This window comes from Nitrospinota bacterium (assembly GCA_009873635.1).
GTDB lineage: Bacteria > Nitrospinota > Nitrospinia > Nitrospinales > VA-1 > LS-NOB.
This window is the reverse complement of sequence record WAHY01000003.1, coordinates 32,551-44,080: the sequence shown is the minus strand read 5'-3', so window position 1 is coordinate 44,080 and position 11,530 is coordinate 32,551. Positions and strand designations below refer to the sequence as shown.

At 44.8% G+C, this 11,530-nt stretch carries 12 protein-coding genes; 8 read left to right on the top strand and 4 right to left on the bottom strand.

Annotated elements, in window-relative coordinates; translation table 11 throughout:
- The first annotated feature begins 668 nt into the window (after positions 1-668).
- Complete coding sequence (locus tag F3741_02915) at positions 669-1,598, top strand: formylglycine-generating enzyme family protein (protein MZG29750.1); 930 nt, start codon at positions 669-671, stop codon at positions 1,596-1,598.
- A 235-nt stretch (positions 1,599-1,833) separates the two neighbouring features.
- Here the strand turns inward: F3741_02915 and F3741_02910 are convergent, their stop codons facing one another.
- Positions 1,834-2,682 carry a hypothetical protein gene (locus F3741_02910; protein MZG29749.1) on the bottom strand — a complete coding sequence of 283 codons (849 nt, stop codon included), beginning with the start codon at positions 2,680-2,682 and terminating at the stop codon, positions 1,834-1,836.
- 197 nt (positions 2,683-2,879) lie between these two features.
- Here F3741_02910 and F3741_02905 point away from each other — a divergent pair, with 197 nt between their 5' ends.
- The 6 genes from F3741_02905 (at position 2,880) to F3741_02880 (ending at position 6,551) form a co-directional block, all read left to right on the top strand.
- Positions 2,880-3,092, top strand: coding sequence for a hypothetical protein (locus F3741_02905; GenBank protein MZG29748.1), 213 nt, complete (start codon positions 2,880-2,882; stop codon positions 3,090-3,092).
- 138 nt (positions 3,093-3,230) lie between these two features.
- On the top strand, positions 3,231-4,292 hold the full coding sequence (recA, locus tag F3741_02900) for a recombinase RecA (GenBank protein ID MZG29747.1): 1,062 nt from the start codon (positions 3,231-3,233) through the stop codon (positions 4,290-4,292).
- Positions 4,293-4,309: 17 nt separating this feature from the next.
- On the top strand, positions 4,310-4,798 hold the full coding sequence (locus tag F3741_02895) for a regulatory protein RecX (protein ID MZG29746.1): 489 nt from the start codon (positions 4,310-4,312) through the stop codon (positions 4,796-4,798).
- Between the two features lie 3 nt (positions 4,799-4,801).
- On the top strand, positions 4,802-5,575 hold the full coding sequence (locus tag F3741_02890) for a prepilin peptidase (GenBank protein ID MZG29745.1): 774 nt from the start codon (positions 4,802-4,804) through the stop codon (positions 5,573-5,575).
- Positions 5,576-5,626: 51 nt separating this feature from the next.
- Entirely contained in the window at positions 5,627-6,130 is a 504-nt protein-coding gene (locus F3741_02885) for a hypothetical protein (GenBank protein MZG29744.1), read from the top strand.
- A 238-nt stretch (positions 6,131-6,368) separates the two neighbouring features.
- A complete protein-coding gene (locus F3741_02880) occupies positions 6,369-6,551 on the top strand; it encodes a hypothetical protein (protein MZG29743.1) in 183 nt (60 codons plus the stop codon).
- A 97-nt stretch (positions 6,552-6,648) separates the two neighbouring features.
- Here the strand turns inward: F3741_02880 and F3741_02875 are convergent, their stop codons facing one another.
- The 3 genes from F3741_02875 to F3741_02865 all read right to left on the bottom strand — a co-directional run bounded on the left by F3741_02875 (position 6,649) and on the right by F3741_02865 (position 9,441).
- Positions 6,649-7,785, bottom strand: a complete 1,137-nt coding sequence (locus F3741_02875) for a 5-(carboxyamino)imidazole ribonucleotide synthase (GenBank protein ID MZG29742.1) — start codon at positions 7,783-7,785, stop codon at positions 6,649-6,651.
- Entirely contained in the window at positions 7,785-8,285 is a 501-nt protein-coding gene (gene purE / locus F3741_02870; GenBank protein ID MZG29741.1) for a 5-(carboxyamino)imidazole ribonucleotide mutase, read from the bottom strand. Before purE ends, F3741_02875 begins: the two co-directional genes overlap by 1 nt.
- 211 nt (positions 8,286-8,496) lie before the next feature.
- Positions 8,497-9,441 (bottom strand): aldo/keto reductase, encoded by a 945-nt coding sequence (locus tag F3741_02865; protein ID MZG29740.1) that lies wholly within the window; start codon positions 9,439-9,441, stop codon positions 8,497-8,499.
- Positions 9,442-9,675: 234 nt separating this feature from the next.
- On the opposite strand from F3741_02865, the gene F3741_02860 reads away from it, so the two are divergent.
- Entirely contained in the window at positions 9,676-11,400 is a 1,725-nt protein-coding gene (locus F3741_02860) for an ABC transporter ATP-binding protein (GenBank protein ID MZG29739.1), read from the top strand.
- The last annotated feature ends 130 nt before the right edge of the window (positions 11,401-11,530 follow it).

Genomic DNA, 11,530 nt, shown 5'->3' with positions numbered 1-11,530 from the left:
GTTTTTTCCCATTCACCCTGATTTCCCCGTGATTAGATGCCGAAAAACAGGCTGGAGAGAGATTCCGACCTCTCGCTGAATCCCTTTTCTCTTTTCCAACCATTTCAGGGTTTTCGACTCCTGCTTTTTTCAGGGAAAGGATCACAGCTTTTGATATTGCACAAAAGTCTCCGGATAAATTTCCGGGAAATCCGGGATGAGGGACAGGACCCACAAAACTGTAGGTAAACTCATATTGGTGCAATAGGGCTCTTCCGCCAGTAAATCTTCTGACAACAGGTATATTCCGTCTTTCACACTGCTTCGTGTCAACATCTTTCACTTCGTTCTGGGAATATCCAATAGAAAGAGTCGGCCTGTCCCATCCATATAGCCTTAAAGTAGCCGGAGCCTGCCCTCTATCGCAGGCGGTAAGAATCGCTCTATCGACAGCCATGTTCAACCTGCCATCCCCGTGATCATCTTTGATCAATCTCCAGGTAGTATTCTTCACAGCGACCACTCCAGAACATTTTCATACAAAACTTTTTTTTGACTCATAAAGAATCATCCTATAAATATGAAGTATGAGAGTCAATTCCAGATACGTACTAAAGTCTATTTTTTTTCTAGCTGTTGTCCTGATCTTGAAATCAGGTAACCCATTGACCGCAGAGTCTTTTGAAAAAATGGGTCCACTTAGAAAAGAATGCAGCACCTCCTGCCACCAGTCTGAGCACATTCTGAAGGCAAATAAAAACAGATATAGTCAACCTGAGTGTGCATCCTGCCATGTAGGACCATACGATAAGGTTGCATTATCCCCTTTTTCAGCACCTAAACCCGCAGGCAGTAATAACCTTTTATTAAAATCTATCATTCAGGCAATGCCTGATACTCAATCTAAAAAACCGGTTACAGATAAGGAGAAAGAATTAAACTCAATGGCCTATGTTCCAGCCGGTGAATTCATCATGGGCTCTAATGAGCGATGGGATGATGAAGCGCCAGAACACATTTCTGAAACAGAAGCGTTCTATATCGATTTGAATGAAGTCACAAATGCAGATTATAAAGTTTTTGCAGATGCCACGCAGAGAGGTCATCCTTTTCACTGGCCCGAAGGAAATATTCCAAAGGGCAAGGAAAAGCACCCCGTTGTTTATGTCAGTTGGTTCGATGCTGATGAATACTGCTCCTGGGCTGGCAAACGTCTTCCAACTGAACAGGAATGGGAAAAGGCGGCTCGTGGTGAAGAAGGCCTTATTTATCCCTGGGGTAATGAATGGACGTTGGATAAATCCAATAATCCCTACAAGCATTCTACCGGCACAGAACCTGTTGGTTCTTACCCGGAAGGTCGTAGTCCATATGGCCTCTATGATGTCTCAGGGAACGTATGGGAATGGGTGGATAGCTACTATTTGCCGCATCCTGGAAACCCTGTCACCCGGGCTGAATACGGTATGGATAAAAGGGTGCTGAAAGGGGGCTCCTGGTTCGATTGTCTTTCATACGGTTGCGGACTGAGCGCTCCTACCTTCAATAGAAGTTTTTTCACTCCCGAAGTTAAAAATAACAGCTTCGGGTTTCGTTGCGCAAAATCCAAAAAACCATAAATTGAGCTATCCATTAAACTCTGGCTTGACGATAGCAACCATTTCCTTAAAAATATATGGCATCATTTTAATGTTAAAGGCCACTCAATGGAAACACCTGATACAGGTCAGGAAAATAAAAAAACACACAGGTTTCAGCCCTCTCCTGAAGAACCAAGGGGAGCACAAGTCAGCCTCGTCCGAAAAATTATTATCGGATTATTTATTGTAGGATTTTGGGTGTTTTTTTACTGGTTCAGGGACCAGCCTTGAATTTTTTCCTGTTGAGCGCTTCATTCCCCGTCAAAAGATCAAATTCCTTCTCCGCTTTCCTGAGTAACAAAAGACTTTTCTGCCCCCTCGGAAATAAAAGTACCGAATCCGGGTTTCTTTCCGAAGGAGTATCTGGTTCAGCTTTATGTAGAGACTCAGGTTTACTTTCAACCAGCGGTTCAGGCAGTTTTCCATAAGCAGAACGGGTGGAGTTGTAAACCAGAAATTTCGTGTCTCGGGAGTATTCAGAGTCAGGGTCCAAGTGCTCTATGAGGTTACTGCCAGTGGGGTCAGATAGGGTAGCCACGAGGTGAGTGGAGTAATCTACATCAATTGCTGGTTTATTTTCTTTTTCAAAAGCAGAAATATTATAGCCTCTTCCAGCAAAGATCAAAGGCTTGTCCTGTATTTTGACTGTATCCCTTACTTGAGACCTTTGGGGTCTTTTTTCTATAGTAATGGAATAACGTCCCTTTTCAATATTTTCATACCGATTGATAGACTGGTATTCAGTATCGGACTTAAAGTCTGGCTGTCGTCCTTTTCTCGACTTCAACATCGCAGTCTTTTTCAGCTTTGCATAAACGCCTTCGATAAGCTCTTTATCCACTCCAGCAAATTCACCCTTATCTGCCTCCGAAACCTGTACTTGAGTGTCTGGATCAAGTGAATAATCCAGTTCCAACTGAGAATGCAATGTGATCTTGACCTGAGGCGGGCCCTCGGTAATACCCAAAGAAGTCTCGGTTTCAGAACCTCCCCCACACCCAGAAACCAAAAATCCGGATAGAATCAAAAGGCTTGAATAAACTCTTTTATTAAATAATTCCATAATTCATCATCGACTAATAAGGCTCCCCACTTGAAAGAATATCAAATTTTCATCGCATCGCCTCAAACCATATTGCCCGCAATAATCCCATCCGGGATAAATCCATATTTCATTATAAATCAATACTTTACAATAGCAAAAAAAGCTGGTATGCTTTTAAAATTCAATCACAAAAAGCAACCATTAAGGATTATGCCATGAGAAGCGGTTTGCGTTCCCTTTTAGAGGCAAGAAATATTACTTTCCTTAAAAAAAAGCTGGAAATAGGCGAGATCTCCCCCGAGGAATGTAAAGAGGTGATGAAACGCCTGATCCTGAAAAAATACGGTCGTATAAAAAACAGGAGTTTTCGCGCCAGCATTTTAGGATTTGAGCGGACTTTGGAAAGCAAAACCCCAGTCAAATCATGAGCTTTTAGCAATATATCTATTCAGCCTCCACACACTCCAAAATCAGTAAAAAATAATTACAGAAAAACCAATATCCCCAACCCGGTTAAAGGTATAATATGCCCTCGTTTCGCAAACTGAAATTGATAAGGAGAAAAGATGGGATCGGACGATAGAGATAAAGCGCTGGATCTGGCATTCACTCAAATCGAGAAACAATTCGGCAAGGGTTCCATAATGAAGCTGGGAAAAGCCGAAAGCCTTAAAGGAATCGGTGTTATTCCCACCGGCTCTATCTCTTTGGATCATGCATTGGGTGTCGGTGGTGTCCCAAGAGGTCGTGTTATAGAAATTTACGGCCCAGAGGGATCGGGGAAAACCAGTTTGACGCTTCATATCATAGCGGAAGCGCAAAAGGATGGAGGTGTCGCCGCTTTCATTGATGCGGAACATGCTCTGGATCCTGAATACGCTAAAAATCTGGGTGTCGATTTAGACGACCTGTTGCTCTCACAACCGGACACCGGTGAACAGGCTCTGGAGATCGTTGAAGTCCTGGTTCGAAGCGGCGCAATAGATGTGATCATTGTCGACTCCGTTGCAGCCCTTGTTCCCAAATCAGAACTTGATGGTGATATGGGCGACTCACATATGGGACTGCAGGCCAGATTGATGTCTCAGGCAATGCGTAAACTTGCGGGTGTGGTCAACAAATCAAAAACCAGCCTGATCTTTATCAACCAGATACGGATGAAAATCGGAGTCATGTTTGGCAACCCCGAAACAACCACAGGGGGAAATGCCCTGAAGTTCTACTCTTCTGTCCGCATGGATATTCGTCGTATTGCAGCGTTGAAAGATGGAGAAAACGTCATCGGCAACCGAACCCGTGTCAAAGTAGTAAAAAACAAAGTGGCCCCACCTTTTCGTCAGGTTGAGTTCGACATCATATATGGTAAAGGAATCTCAAAAACTGGTGACCTGCTTGACCTTGGAGTGGCCCACAATATCATTTCCAAAAGCGGCACATGGTTCTCCTATAATGAAAACAGGATTGGTCAGGGCCGTGAAAATTCCAAAAAGTTCCTGGTTGACAACCCTGATATGGCTGCCGAAATTGAAACAAAATTGCGGGAAACCCTTGGTCTGCAACCTTTAGATCAATCGGAGACTCCAGAAGAACCTTCAGCTAAAGAGAAAAAAACCACAAAAACTTCCTGAATTAAATAAAAAGTCCGATGCCGGATCAAGAAGCCCTCAAAATCGCTAAATCCCAGGCATTAAAGCGCCTTTCCTATCGGGATCGAAGCAAGAAAGAGGTCGCCCAGTATCTGGAAAAAAAGGGACATCCTTCTTCTGTAATCCAAACAACTCTTCAGAACCTTACAGAGTTGAACTATATCAATGACCACCGTTTTGCAATGGAATGGAGCCGGTCACGCGTAGAAGTAAAAAGTTTTGGTAAAAAACGTTTGCGCCATGAGCTTTCCGCAAAAGGTGTTGACTCACATATTATCGAAACCACCCTAGACGCATTGTACGATTCCCACCCTGAAAAAGATCTTGCATTGGACTGCGCCAGTAAAAAACTTGCATCCCTCAGTGGAGTGGAGCCTCAAAAAAAGGCACGCCGTCTGGCGCAATATCTTCAGCGAAGAGGGTTTTCCACCGATATTATCTACGAGACTTTAAAAATCGCAGGTGCAGACTTTGGAGGCAAATGGTAAGGAATGGAATTTATCCAATCAATTCCTTATCCTTTATCAGTTGCAGCAGTATTCTGTTTCGGGTTGGCAATAGGCAGTTTTACCAACGTATGCATCCACCGTTTGCCTAAAAAAGAGTCCGTAGTAACCCCGGGATCACATTGTCCGAAATGCTCGTCGGATGTCAGGCCAATGGATAACATCCCGCTTATCAGCTATATCATCCTTGGTGGAAAGTGCCGGAACTGTGCCACAAGAATTTCACCGATTTATCCAGCTATCGAGGCTGTAACAGCCGTTCTCATGCTGGCTGGATTTTTTAAGTTTGGGTTGTCATTCGATTTTTTAGTTTATGCTGTGGTTGCTCCCACGCTGGTCATCATCACAGCTATAGATATTGAACATCAGATCATTCCTGATGTGATCACTCTGCCGGGCATAATCCTGGGGCTTTTGGCAGGCAGTTATACGATTGGCTACGTCGACTCACTGCTTGGACTCTTCCTAGGAGGCGGGTTATTTTATTTGCTCGCTGTGCTCAGCAATGGAGGAATGGGTGGAGGAGATATTAAATATATAGCGGCAGCAGGGGCTTTGCTGGGTTGGAAAAAAGTGCTGGTGGTTATATTCCTTGGAGCACTCCTGGGATCTATCGTCGGCCTTTTCCAGATCGTTGTACAAAAAAAATCAAGGAAAAGCCTGATCCCGTTCGGACCCTTTCTTGCGGCAGGCACCCTGACAACATTATTCTATGGGAATACGCTCATTCGGTTATACTTGGAGTATCTGGGAAGGTAACTCTCTCAATAAAATGAAGGCAACACTCTAATCAGCAATTGGACTCAGGATATGGATAACGAAGAAAGCAAAGCGACCCCACAAAAAGAAAGCACCCCCGCTCAGGAAAAGTTTGCATCCGAACTGGAAGACATCCGGGAAACCCTGAAAAAAAGAAAGAGTGATACCACCACTCTAAAAATTCTTTTCTACACCGGTCTGGCGGTTTTATTAGTTGGCTTTATATATACGAATCAGACCCTGCAAAGAGCCCAGCATAGAAACCTCGAATCACACATCAGTCTTCTGCAAAGCCAGGTGAACCACACCCTGCTCTTGCTGGAAAATAAGCTTCATAAAGAAATTCTTAACCTTGATGCCAAATTGGGTGGCAGGACCAATTTTCATGAAATAATCCATAGCATGAACCAGGCTCTGGAGCAACTCGAACCCCAATCCACGAAAACAGGGGTTCTGATTGAAAAAATCCAGAGAAACTCTAAAGAATTGAGCGAAATGGTGAAGGCAGATGATCAGCAAGAGCCTCCAACCCCTGAAGTATTCGCATTCGAATAACCATCCATCGGACCTTACTCAGCAGGCGGATTTTATTGGAGGCCTTGCAGGTTGATCGGCCTTTTTATTTTATTTCAATGCAGATTCGATTCCAGCCAGTAAATCCTCCAGGTCTATTGGTTTGAGTAAATATCTATTGGCCCCAAACCTGATAAATTCGTCGATAACTTCTTTACTGGCAACAGCCGAAACACAAAAGAAATTTCATCAGTTTTCTTTCTCTGATACGGGAACGGGTATGAACGAGGAAACCAGACTAAGACTATTTGAACCTTTCTATACCACCAAACCTGAAGGCGAAGGATCTGGGCTTGGGCTTTCTGTAGCACATGGTATCATTGAGGAAGATGGAGGAAAGATCAGAGTTGAAAGCGAGGAGGAAAAGGGAACAACCTTTATAATAAGCATGCCTGTAGTTTGACCTATTTCAAAATACAGACTTTCGATTTTTCATACACTTACTAAATTTTTGGATACAGGGTTCAGCTTCCCGATACGATTTACAAATCGGTTGCCGATTAATTGGTTTGAGTCGCGATATTCAAGAATTTTTGACCAGCTAATTCATTCTCGCCAGCAATCTGGAGTAAAGTCACCAAACGTTGGTCGAATTCTTCGACCGTACAATCATCGCCTGTTAAAGTTATATGGCCCACCTTGCGCCCGGGTCGCTCTGCCTTGCCATAGAAATGAGGTGTGGCTCCAGGGACCGATCGTATTTGTTCCTCTTCGGGCAACCGGCTTATCAAATTGACCATTGCAGCAGGTCGTGCCGACGTGGTTGCCCCTAAAGGCATACCACAAATGGCCTTAAGGTGGTTTTCAAATTGAGAAGTTTCAGCCGCTTCGATGGTCAAGTGGCCGGTGTTATGCACTCGAGGCGCAAACTCATTGGCGAACAGTTGATCATTGACCTGAAAAAGTTCCAGGGCCATGACTCCTACATAATTAAAGTCGTCCATCACTTTTTTTATTGCGGCATTGGCTTCAGCTTGTAACGGATCGTTCAAACGACTGACCGACAGACGAAGTATGCCGTCACGATGGTGGTTTTCACTTATAGGATAATAAACCATTGCTCCCCTTTGGTCGCGAGCCGCGATGATAGAAAGCTCACGATTAAAATTTACCATCGATTCGACGATGCATGGAGATTGACCGAGCCGTTCCCAAGCCGCCGCAATATCATGTTCGTCCCTCAACAAAGCCTGTCCTTTACCATCGTACCCCTGAGTACGGGTTTTAAGAATGGCTGGCAGGCCAATGTCTTTCAACGCCCGGGTCAAATCTTCCAGAGAATCGACGGGAGCAAACTTGGCTGTAGAAATTCCCAGGGAGTGAAAACGGCGTTTTTCTATGAGGCGGTCTCTTGCAACAGCTAAAACTGAAGACGAAGGATGAAGCAATACTTGTTGTTGAAGAGATTCCAGCGTTGACAACGGAACATTTTCAAATTCGTAAGTCACCACGTCCGCCCAGTCGGAAAGGCGTTTCTGTGCATGCTCATCGTCATAAGAGGCGCAAAGATGTGTTCCAAAAGAAGCAGCGCAAGCGTTTTTATTGGGGCAAATCAACATAAAGCTTAGCCCAAGAGACTGACCTGCCTGGGCCATCATGCGGGCGAGTTGACCGCCGCCGAGTATACCGATATTCATTAATCGCCTTCCCGGGGATCAGGATCTGCCAACACATTATCGGTTTGTTGCCTGCGATAGTTTTTCAACGCGGTTTTAATTTCCGGATATTTATTGGCCAGTATACTGGCGGCCAACAACGCCGCGTTTATGGCACCCGCGCGGCCAATGGCCAGGGTTCCAACGGGTATTCCCGCGGGCATCTGAACGATTGAAAGGAGTGAATCCACACCATTGAGAACTTTAGATTGCACTGGAACGCCCAATACGGGCAGGGAAGTTTTAGCTGCCATCATGCCAGGCAGATGTGCAGCGCCTCCAGCTCCGGCAATGATCACTTCAATACCATTCTGCTCAGCGTTTTCTGCATGCTGAAACAGCTTGTCCGGCGTCCGGTGCGCCGAAACCACCTCCACTGTATGCGGCACATCAAGTGATTTTAAAGTTTCTGATGCATGACGCATGGTTTCCCAGTCAGACTTTGAGCCCATAATTATACTGAGGATCGCCTTATTATTCATTGGATGGATTATCTCCTAAATGATATTCCCGAGAATTGATCATAAGTGGTGCCGGAATAAATCAATTTTATATGGATTTAACGCAGATTGTAACCCTTCCCCAACCCCATGTAAACACAAGTATTCTTAGAGTTGAAGCATTCAATTCACCTGGCAACAATAATACTGAATCAATAACTCCTTTTGTTGCCGTCCTGAAATGATTTCTCTATCAACCCATTTCAAAAATTTTTTCTATTCTTTTACAATGATCCTGTGAGGGTTGCCAGCCAACCGCATTCAGGTTTTCTTTAACCTGTTCAGAGTTTTTAACGCCAACCAGAGCCGTTGAGAGTCCCTGTTGCCGCAACACCCAGTTGATCGCCATCTGGCCACATGTTTTCCCTTCTGCCTCAGCGATTTCTTTTAGCCGGTCTACTTTTTCAATGTTCTTTATAAATCCTTCACCCGTAAACGTACCGATGATTCCCTTGCTCCGCCAATCTTCGAACCTGGTATTTTTATCATATTTACCGGTCAGGACCCCTGATGCCAGAGGGCTATATGCAATGATCCCGATATCATTTTCCAGGCATACGGGAACAGTTTCCTTTTCTATTTCGCGAGCCAGCAAACTGAATTCCGGTTGCAGTGAAACAATTTTTCCATATTTCAAACATTCTTTGATCTGTTCCGCAGAGTAATTGCTGACCCCAATATGTCTTATCTTCCCTTTTTCCTGAATTTCCAGCAGGGTTTCCATGGTCTCTTTCTGATCCGTTTCCACATCGGGCCAGTGAACCTGGTAAAGATCAATCACATCCGTATCCAGGCGTTGCAGGCTCTGGTCAATTTCTTCAAGAATGGAACTTCTGCTGGCATCTTTACGGATTGCGCTTAATGAGCTCTTGTCCCATCGCAGTCCGCATTTAGTCGCATAAATCACTTTATCGCGAAACGGTTTCAATGCCTTGCCAATCAATTCCTCTGAATGACCAAAACCATATACCGGGGCCGTGTCAAAAAAGTTAATCCCCAGGTCATACGCTTTTTTGATTGAATTCAGCGATTTGTTATCCCCTTCATTATTCCAGAAAGGCGCTCCACCGATTCCCCAGGCGCCATAACCAATTACTGAAACTTCAAGATCACTGCTTCCCAACTTCCTGTATTCCATTTTTCCCCCAAAAACATTTTCGTAATATGCAGGTTACTATATATAATCCTACCAGGGACTTTTGAAATTCGATGATTCTACTTTGTGGCAACTCGCGACGCTTTATTTAATAATGGTCGCTCGCGGCCAAAAGTAATATTTAAAGTTGCCCTAAAGTACCTCTAATAACTCAACGCTTTATGTGTTGACAGCATTTAGAGGTTTTTTAATTATATCAGCCCGAACCCGGAAAACATGAAATCTCTTGCCAGAGTCCTCAGTTATTTAAAACCTTATCGAAAAGACGTGGCGGTGACCCTGCTTTTAGCCATTTCTACCACCCTTTTGGATCTTGTCCCGCCCTGGTTGATCAAAATTGTTGTCGACAGTCTGGTCGAAGACAGTGAATCCATGTGGATATATGGAACAATAGTCGGTTTGGCAATCGTCTACCTGATGAGGAACTACACCAACCATCGTCGAATCATAATTAACAATCAGGTCGAACAAAATGTTGTGTTCGATTTAAGATCAGATGTTTACCGTGCGTTGCAAAAGTTATCCCTGAACTATTTTGAAAATCGTTCTACTGGCGAATTGATGTCCCGTGCAAATGATGACGTGAACTATGTAGAGCGGATTTTTATCGATGGTGTGGAACAAGTCGTTACCGCGAGCCTTACCCTGATCGGAATCACCATCATACTCTTTTATATGCATTGGAAACTGGCTATTGTGGCCCTGTTCCCAATTCCTCTCCTGGCGTATGGCGCCTGGGTCTACACTTCTAAAGCCCATGACCAGTATCACGTTGTTCGTAAGCGGGCGGCAAAAATGAACGCCAAACTGCAAGACTCTATTTCAGGGATCCGTGAAACACTTTCTTTTAACCGCCAGCTCTATGAAACCAAACAATTTGAAAAGCGGAGCCGGGATTATTGCGATGGGACTTTGGAGGTCATGCGATTATGGGCTTTCTACTCCCCAACAATGATGTTTTTCGGTTCTCTTGGGACAGTCCTCATCCTCCTCTATGGAGTCGGACTGGTGCAGGCCGGGGATATCACGGTTGGTTCTTTGGTTGCATTTGTTGGATATCTTGCATTGTTTTATACACCTATCAACCAATTGCATTCTGTCAACCACATGCTTCAACACGCTCTGGCATCAGGCGAACGCTTATTCGAAATCATTGATACTATTCCTGAAGTGCAGGAAGCTTCGGAAGCCATTCTCCCCTCCACCAATGTTCGGGGAACCATCCAGTTTGACAGGGTGAACTTTTCATATATCCCCGGCAAACCGGCAGTAGAAAATATTGACTTTACCATTTCCGCTGGAGAGAAGATGGCTCTGGTAGGCCACACAGGGAGTGGCAAATCGACTCTAGTTAAGTTGCTCATGCGGTTTTACGATGTCCAGTCAGGTTCCATTCTCATTGACGAACATCCTATTAAACATCTGAAGATTTCATATCTCCGCGAGCAAATAGGACTGGTATCCCAGGACCCATTCCTGTTTAACGGTACCGTGGCAGAGAACATTCTCTACGGAAACATTGAGGCAAACCGGGAACAAGTCATATCAGCGGCAGTGTCATCGCACGCGGATCCATTTATAAAAAACCTGCCGGACGGGTACGACACGCTGGTTGGAGAACGTGGTGTCAAACTTTCCGGTGGAGAAAAACACCGCATTGCCATTGCCCGGACATTCCTGAAAAATCCACCCATCCTGGTATTGGACGAAGCCACCTCATCCGTGGACACAGAAACTGAGAGCCACATAAAGCAAGCGCTCAACACCCTGATGGCAGGGCGCACCACTTTGATCATTGCTCACCGCCTGTCGACCCTGGAAGGGGCAGACCGTGTTCTGGTTATGAAAGAGGGAAAACTGGTAGAGGCAGGAACCCACGATAGCTTAATAGCCACCGAATCGGAGTACGCCCAGTTATTTCGGCAACAGGTTCACCTTTGATAAGTGAGATAGAAAGGCGCTGGCCGTTTCGTCAAAGGATTCTTCGATCTCGTCCCTGATAATCTCCATATTGATATCTTTGGGTGGGCATGCCTTGATCCAGGCTTGCTCTTCAAGCCTGGGAACAATC